The organism is Labilibaculum manganireducens, assembly GCF_002843385.1.
In the GTDB taxonomy this organism is placed as follows: Bacteria; Bacteroidota; Bacteroidia; order Bacteroidales; family Marinifilaceae; genus Labilibaculum; species Labilibaculum manganireducens.
The window spans coordinates 149,182-166,190 of the sequence record NZ_MVDE01000001.1; the positions used below are offsets into that span (position 1 = coordinate 149,182).

General features: G+C 36.6%; 14 protein-coding genes. 3 read left to right on the forward strand and 11 right to left on the reverse strand.

What is annotated here, in order from left to right; all coding sequences use genetic code 11:
* Nucleotides 1-124 precede the first annotated feature (124 nt).
* Genes BZG01_RS00655 through BZG01_RS00670 form a run of 4 tightly spaced genes read right to left on the reverse strand, consistent with a single transcriptional unit; the run spans nucleotide 125 to nucleotide 4,844 of the window.
* A complete protein-coding gene (locus BZG01_RS00655; RefSeq protein WP_101307891.1) occupies nucleotides 125-1,552 on the reverse strand; it encodes a glycoside hydrolase family 125 protein in 1,428 nt (475 codons plus the stop codon).
* Between the two features lie 17 nt (nucleotides 1,553-1,569).
* Nucleotides 1,570-2,670: an ROK family protein gene (locus BZG01_RS00660; RefSeq protein ID WP_101307892.1), complete on the reverse strand. Its 1,101-nt coding sequence runs from the start codon at nucleotides 2,668-2,670 to the stop codon at nucleotides 1,570-1,572.
* An 8-nt stretch (nucleotides 2,671-2,678) separates the two neighbouring features.
* The gene (locus tag BZG01_RS00665; RefSeq protein WP_101307893.1) at nucleotides 2,679-3,833 is read right to left on the reverse strand and encodes an MFS transporter; all 1,155 of its coding nucleotides are present in this window, start codon (nucleotides 3,831-3,833) and stop codon (nucleotides 2,679-2,681) included.
* Between the two features lie 15 nt (nucleotides 3,834-3,848).
* A complete protein-coding gene (locus BZG01_RS00670; RefSeq protein ID WP_101307894.1) occupies nucleotides 3,849-4,844 on the reverse strand; it encodes a LacI family DNA-binding transcriptional regulator in 996 nt (331 codons plus the stop codon).
* Nucleotides 4,845-5,205: 361 nt separating this feature from the next.
* Here BZG01_RS00670 and proC point away from each other — a divergent pair, with 361 nt between their 5' ends.
* Nucleotides 5,206-6,003 carry a pyrroline-5-carboxylate reductase gene (gene proC / locus BZG01_RS00675; protein WP_218972973.1) on the forward strand — a complete coding sequence of 266 codons (798 nt, stop codon included), beginning with the start codon at nucleotides 5,206-5,208 and terminating at the stop codon, nucleotides 6,001-6,003.
* A gap of 51 nt (nucleotides 6,004-6,054) precedes the next feature.
* Here proC and BZG01_RS00680 read toward each other — a convergent pair whose 3' ends face one another.
* Nucleotides 6,055-8,139: a T9SS type A sorting domain-containing protein gene (locus BZG01_RS00680; protein ID WP_101307896.1), complete on the reverse strand. Its 2,085-nt coding sequence runs from the start codon at nucleotides 8,137-8,139 to the stop codon at nucleotides 6,055-6,057.
* Nucleotides 8,140-8,430: 291 nt separating this feature from the next.
* Here BZG01_RS00680 and BZG01_RS00685 point away from each other — a divergent pair, with 291 nt between their 5' ends.
* Nucleotides 8,431-8,811 carry a response regulator gene (locus BZG01_RS00685; protein ID WP_101307897.1) on the forward strand — a complete coding sequence of 127 codons (381 nt, stop codon included), beginning with the start codon at nucleotides 8,431-8,433 and terminating at the stop codon, nucleotides 8,809-8,811.
* A gap of 16 nt (nucleotides 8,812-8,827) precedes the next feature.
* Here the strand turns inward: BZG01_RS00685 and BZG01_RS00690 are convergent, their stop codons facing one another.
* The 6 genes from BZG01_RS00690 to BZG01_RS00715 all read right to left on the reverse strand — a co-directional run bounded on the left by BZG01_RS00690 (nucleotide 8,828) and on the right by BZG01_RS00715 (nucleotide 16,359).
* Nucleotides 8,828-10,012: a SpoIIE family protein phosphatase gene (locus BZG01_RS00690; protein WP_101307898.1), complete on the reverse strand. Its 1,185-nt coding sequence runs from the start codon at nucleotides 10,010-10,012 to the stop codon at nucleotides 8,828-8,830.
* On the reverse strand, nucleotides 10,012-11,865 hold the full coding sequence (locus tag BZG01_RS00695; RefSeq protein WP_101307899.1) for a [Fe-Fe] hydrogenase large subunit C-terminal domain-containing protein: 1,854 nt from the start codon (nucleotides 11,863-11,865) through the stop codon (nucleotides 10,012-10,014). The genes BZG01_RS00690 and BZG01_RS00695 overlap by 1 nt, the downstream gene beginning before the upstream one ends.
* 29 nt (nucleotides 11,866-11,894) lie before the next feature.
* Nucleotides 11,895-12,146, reverse strand: coding sequence for an NAD(P)H-dependent oxidoreductase subunit E (locus BZG01_RS00700; protein ID WP_101307900.1), 252 nt, complete (start codon nucleotides 12,144-12,146; stop codon nucleotides 11,895-11,897).
* Between the two features lie 126 nt (nucleotides 12,147-12,272).
* The gene (locus tag BZG01_RS00705) at nucleotides 12,273-13,457 is read right to left on the reverse strand and encodes a SpoIIE family protein phosphatase (protein WP_101307901.1); all 1,185 of its coding nucleotides are present in this window, start codon (nucleotides 13,455-13,457) and stop codon (nucleotides 12,273-12,275) included.
* A 9-nt stretch (nucleotides 13,458-13,466) separates the two neighbouring features.
* Complete coding sequence (locus tag BZG01_RS00710) at nucleotides 13,467-15,182, reverse strand: [Fe-Fe] hydrogenase large subunit C-terminal domain-containing protein (RefSeq protein WP_101307902.1); 1,716 nt, start codon at nucleotides 15,180-15,182, stop codon at nucleotides 13,467-13,469.
* A 799-nt stretch (nucleotides 15,183-15,981) separates the two neighbouring features.
* Complete coding sequence (locus tag BZG01_RS00715; RefSeq protein WP_101307903.1) at nucleotides 15,982-16,359, reverse strand: RidA family protein; 378 nt, start codon at nucleotides 16,357-16,359, stop codon at nucleotides 15,982-15,984.
* A gap of 71 nt (nucleotides 16,360-16,430) precedes the next feature.
* Here BZG01_RS00715 and BZG01_RS00720 point away from each other — a divergent pair, with 71 nt between their 5' ends.
* Nucleotides 16,431-17,003, forward strand: coding sequence for an anthranilate synthase component II (locus BZG01_RS00720; protein WP_101307904.1), 573 nt, complete (start codon nucleotides 16,431-16,433; stop codon nucleotides 17,001-17,003).
* Nucleotides 17,004-17,009 lie beyond the last annotated feature (6 nt).

Here is a 17,009-nt window from a genome sequence, read left to right on the forward strand (position 1 = left end):
AGAGAAACAAATTTGCTTCTCAATCCGAAGGGCAGCACACTACTACTGCAAAATCTTACTATATGTTGTTCCATTTTACAAACTACTAATCATGAAACAGCATTATATTTTATTACATTTCAACCTATATAATTCCTAAAATAGCTGGTCTCTCATGAAATAACTTAACTATTAATTCCCCAAATAATGTATTTGCCCAGGCGAACCATGATCTTGTGAAATTTTCAGGATTATTTTTATGAAATGTTTCATGCATAAACCCTGTTTCTGCATGAGTATCAATCAGCATTTGCATGCAGCTAATAATTTCCTGTTCATCATCAGAAGTCATCGCCCTCATCACAATACTCATGGGCCAAATCATATCAGCACCAACATGTGGCCCTCCGATTCCTTCCGCATATTTCCCTTTGTAAAACCACGGATTATTTGCGCTCAAAACAAACTTTCGGGTGTTTTGATAAAGAGAATCAGTCGTTTCCATTGCTCCCAAATAAGGAAGAGACAGCAAACTTGGAATATTTGCATCATCCATAAACAGCTTATTTCCAAAACCATCTATCTCAAATGCCAATATATTGCCATAATTTAAATGATCCGAAACAGCATACTTTGCAAGCGCTTCGTCTACTTCATTTGCAAGCTTCAAGGTTTCTTCAGCCAATTTAGTCTGCAAACCTAAATGAGTTGCAATCTCAGCCAATTGTTTCAACGAAACTACAGCAAAATAATTAGAAGGAATCAAAAACGGCAAAAGGGTTGCATCATCAGATGGTCGGAATGAAGAAACAATTAATCCAACAGGATTCACAGGATTACCATAGCCTCCACCCGGTAATGTGTCATAAGGCTTTCTTGTTTTTCTTTGAAAAGAGTACGGACCTCTATCCTCTTTTCGTTGCTGCTCTTTAAATGTTTTAACAATTAATTCAGCAGCCTCTTCCCATTTCGCATCAAAACAGCTGTCATCACCCGAAGTTTTCCAATAGTGATACACTAAACGAATAGTATAACAAAGAGAATCTATTTCCCATTTTCGTTCGTGCAGCTCAGCTTTCATTTCTGTATAATCACTTTCCCAGTGACTCCCTTCAGCTCCCTTGTTAAAAGCATTTGCATATGGATCAATCAAAACACATTTTGTTTGTCGGTTGATTAAACCTTTAAACAAGTTTTTTAATTTTTCATCTTCGGGAACCAATGATAAATACGGCCATACCTGAGCTGTTGAATCCCGCAGCCACATGGCATTTATATCGCCCGTAATTACAAAAGTATCCGGTTTACCCGATTCTTCAGAATACTGAACTGTAGTGTCCAATGTATTTGGAAAACAATTTTCAAACATCCACGACAATTCCGGATTCGAAATTTTCTCCTTTATTTGATCAATCATCTCATCGACAGAAGAACTAACAAAATTCCTTTTATTTTTTGCTGGTCGATTTGAAACGTAACTTAAGCCTTTAGGGGATGCAGCTGCACCAAACCCTGTCAGTGCAATTCCTCCGGAAAACAAAATTGAATTTCTTAAAAAAGTTCTTCTCTCCATGATTTCAATGAAAATTATTATTTCAAATTTTTCAATGCAAATGCATATGCTCCAATTGCAATCGCTTTACTTGCTCCAAGCTTACTGAAACAAACTGCTAAACGAGGATTTGGATCATATTTAATCGTTTTGTCTGTTCCAGGTATTTGTATATCTACTGAACAATCCGAAGCAAATTCTTTAAATTCTTCATCGTTATCAATATTGTAGATCTTTTGTACCAAACGAGGAAGAGATTCTCCACCTGCAGTGAAACAATTTCCATTCATCTCTTTCAAAGCTGCTGGCATATATAAATCATGAGCGCCGGTTAACCCTCCACCTATAACAGCAATACCATCGGTAATGGTTAAAAGATTAGCCAAACTATCTCCTAAACATGTTCCAAACAGTTCAAATGCCTTTAGAGCTGCTTTTTGATCCGGATTATTACTATCCACAGCAATATCATAAACATCTTTTGGCATCAGTTCATTGGAATACTTGCCTTTTGCATTTTCCAGAAATGTTCTTTGAATAGCCCGGGTACTTATTCCCTCTTCAGCAAAACGATCAGGAAAAACTCTTGAACTGGTTAACCAAACCTCAGTTGCAATCGAATTATCGCCAGTAAATAATTCATTATTGTGCACTAATCCGCCTCCAAATCCGGTACCAAGTGTAACTCCAATTAAATTACGATAACGCTTAGGACTATTTTCTTCTTCCAAACGTTTATTGATAGCTGGCAATACGCCTCCCAAGGCTTCGCCATAAGCAAATAAATCACCGTCATTATTAATAAAAACCGGTATTGAGAATTTCTCTTCAAGCATCGGTCCTAAAGCAACGCCTCCTCTAAATGCAGGAAGATTCGGCAAATCACCAATAATTCCATTTTTGTAATCGGCTGGTCCCGGAAATGCAAAACTAATTGCAACAGGTTTCTCTGCAAGCAGATTCATAACTTCCTGAAATCCATCAACAATTGTTTTCAGACACAAATCAAGCTGATCTGCATTTGATGACTTTCGAATTGGTTCAACTATTTCTTCCCCGCTTTTCATTGCCGAAAAAACAAAATTTGTTCCTCCTGCATCAAGAGTCATCACAACCCTTTTATCATTCCAAATATTCATATGCTTTCTTACTTTCTTTTGTAAAACGACAATCCAAAAATGTAACCAATACACACCAGCGTAACAACAAAACCACCCATAAGTGAGAAAACATCTGCTACAGCTCCAAATATTACAGGTACAATTGCACCTCCAATAATAGCTGTCACCATCAGACCTGAAATTTCGTTGCTTCTTTCCGGCATTGCATCAATTGCTATTGAAAATACCAATGGGAAAATATTAGCAAATCCCAATCCAATTAAAAATATTGCAGCAAATCCCATTATCGAACTTGATGCTATATAAAGTCCGGCAATCCCAATTAAAGACAAAAGAGTTGTAATTTTCAAAAATCTTGAAGGAGACATCCAATTCAAAATTACACCTCCCAAAAAGCGACCGGTCATTAAAGCAATGAAGAAAAATAAGGTTCCCCACAAGCCTAACTCTTTAATATCATAGCTAAATTTTTCAGATAAATAGTTTGGAAGTTTAGCACTCATACTTACCTCTGAACCAACGTATAAGAAAATAGCTAAAACCATAAAGAAAACATATGGATTTTTCAACAAAGCGAAAACTGAACCAAACGAAGCTGGAGATGCTGAATCATCTTTTTTCTCTTCAATAGTAACAACATATAAATAAATTGCTGCAACTAAAAGAATACCGGAATAAATTGGGAACAAAAGTTTCCAGTCCAATCCCCAATACTTAGCCGCCAACAATGGAATTAAAGCACCCGACAAAGAACCAATTGCCTTAATAAACTGTCCGAACGATAAATTTCTTGAATATTTTCCTTCAGGTGATACATCTCTCATAATTGGATTGCCTGCAACCTGCAGCAAAGCAGCACCTGTTCCTAACAGTAATAATGATCCTAATAACAATCCAAATGATGAAAAATTGCCTAATATAGGCAAGACTAAACCTACCAGCGCTGCCAGCATACCAAGAAGCAACACTCGCTTTTTTCCTTTTCTATCCTGATACAATCCCATTGGAACGGAAAGTAAACCAAACATGATAAACCCCATAAAGGTTACCAATCCAGCCAAAACGTTACTCAACTCATACTCGCTTTGTAACTGACTTGTAAGCGGCCCTACAACATCACCAAATCCCATGCACAAGAATGCCAAAAAAATTGGCCCTGATTTTAGATAATTATTCTTCATTGTTGATTCTTATTATTAACGTTCTATTAATTTAGGTTTCAATTCTATTCTTGTATTCTTACTTTCTTTGCTTTTAATTACTTCCTCCAGAATATCGACAGATTGCCTGGCAATGCTCATTATAGGTTGTGCAATAGAAATTACTCTAGGCATCGAATAATCAAAAATGTCCAGATTATCGAAACTCACAAAGGTGATTTCTTTTACCTTTTCAGGATAATGCATATTCATTAACCAAATAGCCGTAGCAGTAATCTGATTATTAGTAAAAACAACTACATCAACCCCAGCTTCAATCAAATATTTCAATTCCTTTTGAGCACTTTCTTTAATATGATTGTGATCTACAATTCGAAGTAAATTTTCATCATATTCCAAAGCATTATCTGTTAATGCCTGCTTGTACCCATCTATCCTTAGTTTTAATGAATAAACATCCGGTGTAATTGACAACAGACCAATTCTTTTTGCTCCTTTGTCTATTGTTTTCTGAATGGCTTCCTTCATCGGATTTTTGTTTTCAACCAAAATATAATTGGCTAAAAAATCAGGGTCTTCCCGATCGAAAAAAACCATTGGGAAATTTTGCCTGGAAAGAGATTTTAAAACGTCTCCTTTTATAAAACAAGACGCAATAATTAATCCATCAACCTGCCTGTTTACAAACATATTAATCAATAACTCCTCTTTCTCTTTTTTCTCATCGGTACTGCCAATTAGTAAATGATATCCTTTTTCCCAAAGCAAATCTTCAATCATTCGTCCAATTTTAGCATAAAATGGATTCGAAATATCAGGAACCAGATAACCAATAGTATTAGTTGTCCCATTTTTTAAACTCTTGGCAATTTGATTCGGCTGATAGCCTACCTCTTTAATGTAATCCAATATTACTTTTTGAGTTTTTTTACTGATGTTCTTTTCATCTCCTTTTTTATTTAAAACAAATGAGACAGTAGTTTTTGAAACTCCTAAATCCTGGGCAATATCTTTAATTGATTTCTTTTTCAAAGGTTTTCGGCTTTACTAAATCGGTTTACTAAATCGTTTTAGCAAAAATATGGTTTATTTTTAAAATTCAAAACAAATATCCAAAAAGAAAATAGCGGTCAACAGGTTATTGACATTAACGCATTAAAAATAAACACACAAACACCTGTTAATAATAAGATTAATACAACAATACACTGCTATAGTAAATAAGTAACAGATGAAATTTTTTATTCTCCTGATTTCAAAAAAAATTGTACTTTTATGCACTGATAAAAATTATACACACCTCCTTATTTTCTTGCAAATATTTTAAGCCCGATTTCATATAGTTTTAATTAACTTATATTTAAATCGTGTTATCAGACAAATATGAATGAATATGAAAAATCAAAAAATTTGTGTTATTGGTTGTGGTAATTTAGGTCGTTCGATTGTTAAAGGACTTTTAAATAATGATGTCTTTAGCCCGAGCCATGTAACTGCAACAAGAAGAAATATTGATTTAATAGCAGATTTAGCAACAGAGGGAGCAACAGTCACATCAGATAACTGTGAAGCTGTTAAAAATTCCAATATTATTTTAATTGCTGTTAAGCCATACAATGTTGGAAAAATAATTAAAGAGATTAAGGGCGAAATTATTGAAGGAAAACATGTACTTGTTTCTCTTGCAACCGGACTGACAACCGAAGAAATTTCAGAAATGCTGGATCATAAAATACCGGTTTTTAGAGCTATGCCGAATATTGCAGCCAATATATCTGAATCAACAACCTGTATTTGCAGCAAAAATGCTTCTCAGGCAGAAACAAAAAACATTAAAGCTGTTTTCGATTGTGTTGGAGAAAGCCTGATTATTAATGAAGAACTAATGGAGGCGGCCACCATTTTAGGTGCTTGTGGAATTGCTTTTGTGTTCCGTTTTATCCGTGCAATGATTCAAGGTGGAATTCAAATTGGTTTTGATGCCAATACCGCCAAACAAATAGTATCTCAAACAGTAAAAGGCGCTGCCGAAATGCTCCAGATTAATAATGATCATCCCGAATCGGAAATTGACAAGGTTACTACACCAAAAGGCTGTACTATTGTTGGATTAAACGAGATGGAACATCAAGGTTTTTCGTCTGCATTAATCAAAGGAATTGTAACTTCATTTCAAAAAATTGAAAAATAACAACATTAGTTCTCATTCTATTTGCTTAAAAAAATAGAATGAGACTATTTTTTAATTTGTCAGCAGGAGTTTTCTTTTCAAATCAACACCGTCAATATTCAAGTTTAAGATATAGACTCCTGAAGACAATCCATTCAGATTAAAATTAATCATACTTTCATAGCTGGAAACAACTCCTGAGCGAATCTGAGCTCCTTTTGTATCATATACCGTCCAATTGGTCCGCAAATAAATTATCTGGCTTAAATCAACAGTAAAAGCACCATCGGATGGATTTGGATAAATCCTTACTAAATCATTATAGGTGGTCGTTATTTCTTTTGATGTTGAATTTACACCACACAAATTTTCAGCACTAAGTTTTATCGTATATTTTCCTGTTCCGGCATAAGTATGACTTGGATTTTCCTCCTCTGAAACTGCTCCGTCACCAAAATTCCAATTGTAAGTCATCCCTTCAACCGATGTATTTGTCATTTGAACCTTATTCAAATCAACCGTATAATTAAAATTAGTCACAGGAACATCCATGGCCAAAACAGAACGAACTACACTGTCAGCAACCCCATTCCTTCTCACAATTAATTTAACCTGCTTACGACCCGGACTACTGTAACTCACAACATGAGGTCCTTTTTCTATTGAAGTTTGAGGAATAGCTCCATCACCAAAATTCCAATAAAATTCATCTGGTTCACCTAATGAAACATCCGCGAAGGTAACCTGAGATTCATAACAGATACTATCCTGAGAAACTGTAATAACTGCTCTTAATCCTTTGTATGGATCAACACCATCAATTGTTTCCACACCTAAATTCAATGGATCCAACCAAAATTTCAATTGCTGATTCGCTTCGGAATAATTGGCCCAACTTTCTGAAAACTTCGCAAAGTAATCGTATTCCGGATCTTCACAATCAGCCGCTCCTCCTGTTAAATCTCCAATTAAGCGATGATTTTCATCAAACAAAGGTGATCCGGAAGATCCACCTTCTGTAGTTCCTAAATCCCATTCTAAAATTAACCAATGTGTGTTGGGATCGAATGTAAATTTTGTATCTGAATAAGAATCTGTTAGCGGTGCATCGTAATCAGCAGATATTTTTTTCACATCTCCTTGCGGATGATGGATACAGGTTGTATTTATGGGTACCCGGCCTGATCTGTCCCAACCTGCATAATAAGGAGAATACGACGCAGGTGGTATTACTGAAAGTTCTAAAAGTGTAAAATCCAACCCGCTTGTTGTAGCCAGCAAACTTGATCCGGAGATAGATTGCGATTTTGAACCAACAGAGGATTCACAATCTACAGCCTCATAATTAAAAACGAAAATGGCAACATCTGCATCTTCCTGACTATTTACAGCATGATGGGCCGTCAGTAAAAAAGGCCGTCCATCATAGCTGGTGTTATTTATCAGGGCACCCGATGCAATGTAACCACCATACAAAATATGGCAGACTGAGTGCTTTTCAACCTGCCATTCATCTCCTGCTGTACAATTAATATTTACATTACAGGTTCCTGATGATTTTAGCCTGGAGGCTCCTTGCAGCTGATTAAAAATATTTTTATAGTCATGCAGTACACTACCAATTTCTAAATCCGCAATAAAATCAGGATGCAAAGGTTCTATATATTCTACAGTTATTTCATCTCCCTGCAAAGGTTCAACCGAAAACCTGCCCGATTCTTTATTGTTTTTTTCGTTGTATGCTCCAAGTATCCGGTTCGATTGATTATTGTAAACAAACATCTGACTGCCTGCCGGAATTCTAAATTTAGAAAAAATCAATCCTAAAGAATATGCTCCGGGCGACGAAATGGATATCCGCCAGACTCTTCTGCCATCGTCTAAAACCTGCCATTTACCGGAATTTAAGGCATTGTAGCTTGTTGTATATCGATAAGCATACTGTGCATGCTTCAGATAATTTTTACCTTCAACCTGTTCATATGCCTTACTCATTGTTGCCGTCTCGAAACGAGGCAAATAAATGGTTGACAATTCCGACTTTAACTTTCCTTTTTTAAATAAAGGTTCACCACCATAAGAGATTTGAGCCTTGGAGGAAACCCAAAAAAAAGTTAAGCTAATAAATAGCCCGAATCGAATAAATTTAGAGGTCATGCAGGTATATTTCAATCAATAATTATCAAAAATAGCAATTAAGAAAGAAATGTCAACCTATTACCGATAAACAATCGGTATGACCTAAGCTGTTTCAACAAATCTATTTCAAACACGACAGTAAATCACATGAAAACCAATATGATATCATTTCCTGATAATTCAAAATAAATAGTTAATCAACCACCTTTTTAAAGGGATTCTATATAAAGCATCTTCTTTTGAATGCTAATAATTTTATATAAATTTGAATTAAGTAAAAAACCAATTTAGTACACCAAACTATACCTCATGAATTTAATCGAACGTAATTGGTCCTCAAAAACCATTCTTATTGCAGAAGATGTAGAATCCAATTTTCTTTTTTTGGAAGAGGTAATCCGAAAAACAGGGGCTGCAGTTCTCTGGGCAAAAAACGGGAAGGATGCTATTGAAATGTTTAACTGCAATAAGGTTGACTTAATATTAATGGACATTCAAATGCCACTAATGAACGGTTTTGAGGCAACAAAAATCATCAAGAAACAAAATCCAAAAATTCCAATAATTTCGCAAACAGCATATGCAATGTCCGAAGACCGGATTAAGAGTCTGAACGCCGGTTGTGATGATTATATAGCCAAACCAATACCAAGTCAAAAATTATTAGACTTACTTTCTGTTTACATCTAATCTGAATACACCTGAGCTAAATAAAAGTTAGGGTAACATCTTTTAAAAATTTATCCTCAAGAAGACTTACCATTCTTTTCACAACTGTTCTTCTGATCTCCAATTCAATTGGTAAACTGGGATCCTGATGAGCAAAATTAATTCTTGTTCCGGAAATAATAGAAATTTTATCACTCTGTAAAAGATAGTGCACAATCTGATCTGCAGGCCCGTCTCCCAAATCATAATCACTATTGTAATCCCCAAGAATCCGGGCAACTTTTCCAATTGTTAAAATGCCTTCGGTAACCAAATTTATGCTTTCCATATAAGAAGCCGGTGGAAGTTCCGGATCAGTAATTTTCATTCCTGCGGCGAATTTTAAATTTAATTCGCGACCCAAAATTTCGGCCGTTGTTCCTCCGCAAATAATTTTTTTCCCTTTAAAATGATACACTCTCATGGCCAGCTCAGCATCCTTATCCTTTTCGTAAGGAGGACCCGTGCAAATTAAAAGTTTACGCGGCTCCCGATAATAAATTACACCGGCACTAGTATCGTCCTTTAGCTCATCCTGATCGTTTCTGGCAGCTTTTTTCACTAACTGCATGCCCAAATTACGGGCAGATATGTAAGGGGTCGATTTTACAATATTGGTGACAAATTTTAAAGCACTTTCATGTCCCCATCCAAAAGGCAATTCCCTGCTTCCCATTCCCGACTGCATAATTCCATCGGACCAAAACAGAATACGATCTTCTTTTCGGGCAGTAAATTCACAGGTTCTAAGTTCTTTGCCTTGATTTTCTTCACTGTCAAGCAGAATTGTCCTCCATCCCGGATCAAAAACCTCAGAGCCACGCATTACCACACACAAGGGATTGTCGAACTCAATGATACGCGTTGTTCCATCAAATTCAATATCAATTATGGTAAAGGTTGAATAGCTTACTTTTCGAACGCTGCAAACAGGAAGCGTGTTCATGATAATTTCGGCAATGGTTTTTACATCTTTGTGCTCTGCGGTAAAATTCATCGCCATAGATGCAGTTAAAGTTGCCAGCACATTGGCCTTCACTCCACTTCCCATGCCATCACTCAACACGGCAATTGTTCTGTTTTCCTCTTTAATTCTCTTCGAGAGAAACACATCACCGCAAATCATTTCACCATGATGAAAGAGTTGCTGACAGTCGATATCTATATGAAATTTCTCATCCATTATTCGCCTTTCCCTTCTTCCCCTGAAGCATGGGATTTAATGATCGAGCTTAGTAATTTTTCCGTTTTGGAAGCACTCTCACCCAATAAAAAGGCAATTTGCTGCACTGTTTGAAGATTCTCTTTAATAACCGCTCTTGCTCTGCCAATAACCTCTTCTCTCCTTACTTCAGGAGCGTATAAATCGCGAATAATACCACCTACAATCTTATTCTTTTTAATGGTAAAAACCGAAACATTAAACAACCTGTTTCCAAAATGTACATCCTTATTTAAGATATCCTCTCCATTTAAAATTACTGTGGAAAAGAATTTATGAAAGCTGATCAATTTTGTTAAATCTGCATCAACTAACCCGGGAATAATTTCATTTAGCATTCGGGTCTCTTCACCCAATAAATCAACAAAAGTTTTATTCGACTCAATCACTTTCAGCCTTTCGTCGACAATTACAACACCCGAAGGAAGTTTCTGCAACATAGCCGACACCGTTTCTGAAGCTTCCTGCGCTATAATTCTTTCTTCGTTGGCAATTCTTTCCGATTCCTTTAAAGCCGCTTTTGTTTTAGTTAACTGCGCATTTGTATTTCCCAGCTCCTTAATATAGCTGTTCATATTTTTAATTGTAAAGGAAGAACACATCTCATAATTGGCCAGCCCCTGACATTTTGCAATCGCAAACTCCCTGCAAGACTCATAGCCACAGGAACCGCATCCCAATTGATCCTCAATTTTTCCTTTTCCCATCTCCACCAATACTTCCAATATCTCTTCTTCTGTAGGAACTGGAAGCTCCCTTCCTTTCGATTTAAATCCCCGGGTTAAATCAAGATCGCTGTATTCATCAATTTCTTTCTGCCATTTAATCTCATCAAGAGTTTTTAATCTTTTACGCACGTAACGAATTACTTTCGACCGACGAGAAAATTTTCTTCCCCCCGGCGAAGTTCCAGGTCCCATAATGCAGCCTTCGCAATAAAATAAATCAAGATGCTGATATAAATCGTGCTGAGTTTTAAACTCATTGATCGACCTCAAAAAATTATTTCTTCCCTCAGTACTAATAATCCCACCATTCAGCATCGATATATCAATATCAGCAGCCTGAAACAGACCATGACTAATTGGAAATAAACCTCCTAAACGAGCGAATGGAGGATCAAACTCTGAGAATTCAACTGAGTTTTCCGAAACTCCGTACTCTGTAAACAGCTTCCTTAATTCTGCAAAACTCAAAACCGCATGAACACTTCCATCAGTTCCATTAAATGCTTTCACATCATCTTTACTGGCAACGCAAGGCGATAAAGAAACAATCTTAACATTTTTTCCATACTTTTTTCGTACTACTTTTGCCATGGCAATGCCCGGCGGTACAATTGGTGCCAGATTATCAACCAAACCAGGATGGAAATACTCGATATTATTTACAAGAGCCGGACATTTTGTTGAGATATAATATTTCCCATGGAAATTCTTGAACAGTTCCTTGTAGCGATAGGCCACCAAATCTGCACCAAAAGCAGCTTCAACAACGTAATCAAAGCCCAAAGCCCTAATCATACCAACAAAATTCCGAAAGTCCAGAATATCATCAAACTCACCGGAAATACTAGGATCACATATGGCAACTACAGGCTCGGTATCAGCTAACAATTGCTTAACCAAATCTTCCGAACTTCTATATTCTATCGCATTTTGAGCACAAACGGCAACACAATTTCCACAACCAATACATCTGCTTTTAATGATGTTTGCAAAATCATCTTTTATTTTAATTGCTTTGGCCGGACAAACCCGAATACACGTATAACTAAGATTACACTTATTCTTATTGGTTACAATTAATGGCATAATGAGTTTTTTAGGATTGAAAGACTTAATTAAACGAGCCCGAAAACACCGTTTAATATTTCAACAACACTATCCGGATCGACTTCCTCGTGCAGTTCATCTCCAATTTTTAAAATAGGTCCTTTTGCACAATTCCCTGTACACAATTCACCATGAAAGAACACCTTGTCTTTCAATTTATTTTCTTCCAAAAAGGTATTAATTGCTTTTAAAGCTTTTCCGTTACCTCTTGAAAAACAAGAACTTCCCAAGCAAATGGTAATTTCGATTTTTTCGGCCATTTAGTTATTGTCTTTATGATCTGTTTCATGAGGATTGTTACTTTCTTCCAATTCACCAACAAGACTACCCACCAAATGGAAATTCAATCAACAATACCCCATGTTTAATATGGGTTATATTTCATTTTAAATATAACTAAGATCTACTTCTTTTAAAAACTTTTCCTCCAGCAGAGCAACAATATTCTTTACAACGGTTCTTCGTATCTCTAATTCCATTGGTAAATTAGGATCCTGATGCGCAACATTTATTTTTGTTCCATTAATAATAAAAATTTTATCACTTTCCAATAAAACCCGAACCAGCAGATCCGCCGGACCTTGTCGCAATGATAAATTTTGCTTGTAATTTTTAAGTAAGCGATATACTTTACCCAAAGTTAAAATGCCCTCGGTAACCAAATCAATACCATTAATATGTGATATTGGCGGCAATTCCGAATCAGTAATTGTTAATTCAACCTCAATTGGAGCCTGAATTTCACGAGAGATAATCCCGGCTGTTGTGCCCCCGCAAACCACCTTCTTACCCACAAATTCCACAACTTGTTTTGCCAACTGTGCATCCTTCGATTTTTCGTAGGGAGGTCCCGTACATATTAATAAATTTCGTGGTTCCCGAAAATAGAGTACTCCACACGAAGTATCATCTTTAGGTTTATTTCCATAATTAGCACAGGCCCGGTCAACAACCGAAACACCCAATTGCCGGGCAGATATAAATGGCTGTCTGCGAATCAATCCTTTTACGTACGCATCCAGATTATCCAAGCCCCAGCCAAATGGCAATCGCGTACTTCCCATTCCTGAATTTGTAACTCCATCGGAGCAGAATACAATCCTGTCTTCCTTCTGAGCCAGAAACCGATACGAATACAGTACTTTTCCCTCATTGCGATCACCCGTAAGACTTAACTCTTCACAATCGGGGGTAAAACTTTCCAATCCACGCAAAATCAAACATTCCGGATTATCATAACGAATAATCCGGGTCTCTCCATCGCATTCAATTTCAACAATGGTGAAAGTGGAATAACTTGCTTTTCGTTTGCTGCAAACCGGCAGCGTTTTCATAATTACTTCGGCCGCTTTACGAATATCTTTGTTCACTTTCATGTAGTTCAGAATCATCGATGCAGTAAGTGTACCCAGCACGTTCGCTTTAACACCACTTCCCAATCCATCTGATAAAACAAGAATTGTTCGTCCCTCCTCTTTTATTTTCCGCGACATAAACACATCACCACAAATGGACTGACCATTAAAGTTCTTCTGCTGGCATTCTACTTCTATGTAAAAATTGGATGACATAAATGACAGTTAATCTTGTGAGAGACTGTAAAATTCGACGATGGAGTTCAGCATTTCCTCTGTTTCCGAGGCATTCTCTCCAAGTAAGTAAGCAATTTTCTGCACTGTTTCCAGATTTTTTTGATTTACAGATTTTGCTCTCGATATCACTTCTTCCCTCTGAATAAAAGGTTGCGACATATCCCGAAGAATAGCTCCTACTATTTTATTTTTGTGAATACTGAAAAGTGTAATGTGAAACATCTTGTTGCCAAAACGAATATCTTTCTCCAAATTATCAACTCCCGTTGAAAGTGCCGATGAAAACAACTTGTAAAAAGGAGCAATTTTATGCAAATCAGCATCTGCTAAACCAGGAACCGTTTCGTACAATTGTTCAATCTCGGTTCCCATCATTCTGGAAAAACTAAGATTCGCCTCAATAATTTTCAATTGCTCGTTGACAATTACAACTCCCGAAGGAATTTTACGCAAAAGCGCTGATGATTTATCGTGTGCTATTTTGCGCATGTAGGATACGCACATGTTTGGCTCCGACCGATCTTCAAGCAGTGCTCCTGCAAACTCCCTGCAGCTGTTGTAACCACAACCGCCACAATTAATTTCATCTTTATCGGAGTACTTCCCAACCATGGTTAGTGCTTCTTTTATACTATTCTCAGCATGTTCTCTTCGCTCTATTGGCAGAATAGAATCAAAAGTTCTTTCAATTGAAAAATCAGTTTCCAGCTGATAAGCCTGATCTTTACCAAGCTTATTGATTACCTCTAAACGTTTAATCGCAGTTGAATAGGACTTACTGGTTCCCGGTCCATTAACACAACCGCCATCGCAGGCCAAAAGTTCCAAAAACATTACTGTCGATTTCTTGTACTTATCCAGATCAGTTAAAACCAATTGAATATTTGTAATTCCGGAGAAAGTCATATAAACAGCATCGGTTGCAGTGGTGTTGTTCTTCACGCCCATAATCATTCCTCCATCAATTGGGTAAAGAACGCCTCTTCCTGCTTTTCCCGGAACAAAAACCTCTTCTTTTTCGTCCTCCGAAAATAAATAAGGATCGATATTTTCTTCTTCGAACCATTTCCTTACATCCGAAAATGTGAGTGCCGCATCCAACAATTCAGGAAACTGATCACTCTCGGCTTTTTTTGCAATACAAGGACCAATAAAAACAACATGAGTATCATCTCCATACCGGTTTTTAAGGTATTTGGAATGGGTTAAAAGTGGTGATAAAAACGGGGTTATGTAATTTTTATATTTTGGATAATGTTTACAGATCATCTCAACAACCGATGGACATGCCGAAGAAATATAAATTCCTTTATCTTGATTTTCGATGAATTCCGACACTTTTTTTGAGACCTTCTGAGCTCCCAAAGCAGTTTCAGACACATGTGTAAATCCCAATGTTTTTAAAGCGGCAACAATCTGCCCGTCGGACAGATTTGGGAATTCGGTAACAAATGATGGTGCCAATGAAACAATTACTTTTTGATTGCGCTTCAATAAACCCTTCACTTTATTTACATCGTTGCGAACTTTCTTTGCATTTACCGGGCAAATTAAGGTACAGGTTCCGCAGTAAATACAATCATCGTGGAGAATCTGAGCTGAATTATTAACTACCTTAATTGCCTTCAGTTTACATTCCCTTATGCATTTGTAACAATCCTGACAATCGTTTTGCTCCGTATAAACCGGCTTAAAAACATCCATATTATTCTCCTTGTGTTATCTGTATCGATCAACTAAGGACTTCCGCCCCCTTGACCCTTGACCCTTGACCCTTGACCCTTGACCCTTGACCCTTGACCCTTGACCCTTGACCCTTGACCCTTGACCCTTAGTCATGCAAATCTCAGAATTTGTGTTTTAGATATCAGATAAAAACTACTATTCTAGAACACATCAATACTATTCATATGAATTTTAAATAATTTTCATGTATTTATATTTAACTACTAAACAAGGGTTTAATCAGATTGTAATTGTACAAATCAGCAATACCCCTCGGTTGAAAAATACTGGGACAAGCAACACGCGAACCGATCTGTTAAAACATTCATTCAATCTGTTATTCATCCATATTCTTTTCCTATCCTATTCCGCCCCTGTTTTATCCCCCCTCCAGTATTTTATTTCTATAATCGGTTAATACTGTCCTCAATCCTGATGCTTTATCCGTTAATCAATTAGAATATCTCACTTATTTACGAGAGAAACTCACTTATTTAATAATATAATTCATTAATGTATGAAGGAAATCTTTAACTGTGTTTAGGAAATTTATTAAGATATGCAGGAAATCATTAAATGTATCAGGGAAATTCTTTAAGATATTGAGGAAATCATTAACTGTATTAGGAAAATTTATTAATGTATTGGAAAAACTCGATACCGTGTGGCAATACTTCCTTTATTCAAACTTATCTCTTATATAGTTACACCGTTAGAATAAGTAAAGGCCACCAATTCAAAAATCAGCAGCCTTTTCATATTTTACACTCCAGTGAATTTATTTCACCGCAATGGTTTCAATCTCAATCAATGCTCCTAAAGGAAGATCTTTCACGGCAAAAGCTGCACGGGCAGGACATTCTTCTTTGTAATATTCGCCATAAACGGCATTCATTTCAGCAAAACCAGAAATGTCACTCAATAAGCAAGTCGATTTAACAACATCCTTATAGGTATAACCTGCCTCTTCAAGTATATAACCAATGTTCTTCATCACCTGCTCGGTTTGCTCCTTTACACCGCCTTCTACAAATTTTCCTGTAGTAACATCAACAGGAAGCTGACCTGAAATGTAAAGTGTTCCGTTAGCTTCGACAGCCTGGCTGTATGGTCCGATTGCTTTTGGAGCCTTTTCTGAATTAATAGTTTTTTTCATTTTGTTTACTCTAAGTGTTTGTAAAAAAATCGCTTATTTTGCGACTTCAAAGTTAAAATAAAAATGCCTGAATGAGAATAGTAATCATAGATAATTACGACTCTTTTACCTACAATTTGGTTCATATCGTTGAGCAGTTTTGCGAACAGGTAATTGTTATGCGGAATGATCAAATAAATTGGAAACAAATAAAAAATTGTGACAAACTCATTTTTTCTCCCGGCCCCGGACTACCAAAAGAAGTAAAAGTAATGGGTGAAATATTGGATCAATATGCCAATTCAAAACCAATACTTGGCGTTTGTCTGGGTATGCAATACATTGGCGAATACTTTGGCGCTGAATTAATCAATCTGAAGGAAATTGTTCACGGTGTTCCAAAAACTACACTAATTGCCGATGACAACGAACTTCTGTTTAAAAATATTCCTTCGAAGTTCGATTCCGGCAGATATCATTCCTGGGCATTATCAAAAAATAATTTCCCAGAATGCCTTCGTATTACGGCAAGGGACGAACAGGACGTGATTATGGCCATTCGCCACAAAAAATTAAATTTATGCGGCGTTCAGTTTCATCCTGAATCCATTATGACACAGTATGGCAAAGAGATTCTTAAAAATTGGATTCTCAATCAGGCATAAAAAAAC

Excerpts from the sequence above, each read along its gene's own strand:
- BZG01_RS00680 (WP_101307896.1), bottom strand. The coding sequence starts at position 8,139 with ATGACCTCTAAATTTATTCGATTCGGGCTATTTATTAGCTTAACTTTT.
- BZG01_RS00660 (WP_101307892.1), bottom strand. The coding sequence starts at position 2,670 with ATGAATATTTGGAATGATAAAAGGGTTGTGATGACTCTTGATGCAGGA.
- BZG01_RS00700 (WP_101307900.1), bottom strand. The coding sequence starts at position 12,146 with ATGGCCGAAAAAATCGAAATTACCATTTGCTTGGGAAGTTCTTGTTTT.
- BZG01_RS00665 (WP_101307893.1), bottom strand. The coding sequence starts at position 3,833 with ATGAAGAATAATTATCTAAAATCAGGGCCAATTTTTTTGGCATTCTTG.
- proC (WP_218972973.1), top strand. The coding sequence starts at position 5,206 with ATGAAAAATCAAAAAATTTGTGTTATTGGTTGTGGTAATTTAGGTCGT.
- BZG01_RS00710 (WP_101307902.1), bottom strand. The coding sequence starts at position 15,182 with ATGGATGTTTTTAAGCCGGTTTATACGGAGCAAAACGATTGTCAGGAT.
- BZG01_RS00720 (WP_101307904.1), top strand. The coding sequence starts at position 16,431 with ATGAGAATAGTAATCATAGATAATTACGACTCTTTTACCTACAATTTG.
- BZG01_RS00695 (WP_101307899.1), bottom strand. The coding sequence starts at position 11,865 with ATGCCATTAATTGTAACCAATAAGAATAAGTGTAATCTTAGTTATACG.
- BZG01_RS00715 (WP_101307903.1), bottom strand. The coding sequence starts at position 16,359 with ATGAAAAAAACTATTAATTCAGAAAAGGCTCCAAAAGCAATCGGACCA.
- BZG01_RS00690 (WP_101307898.1), bottom strand. The coding sequence starts at position 10,012 with ATGGATGAGAAATTTCATATAGATATCGACTGTCAGCAACTCTTTCAT.
- BZG01_RS00655 (WP_101307891.1), bottom strand. The coding sequence starts at position 1,552 with ATGGAGAGAAGAACTTTTTTAAGAAATTCAATTTTGTTTTCCGGAGGA.
- BZG01_RS00685 (WP_101307897.1), top strand. The coding sequence starts at position 8,431 with ATGAATTTAATCGAACGTAATTGGTCCTCAAAAACCATTCTTATTGCA.
- BZG01_RS00705 (WP_101307901.1), bottom strand. The coding sequence starts at position 13,457 with ATGTCATCCAATTTTTACATAGAAGTAGAATGCCAGCAGAAGAACTTT.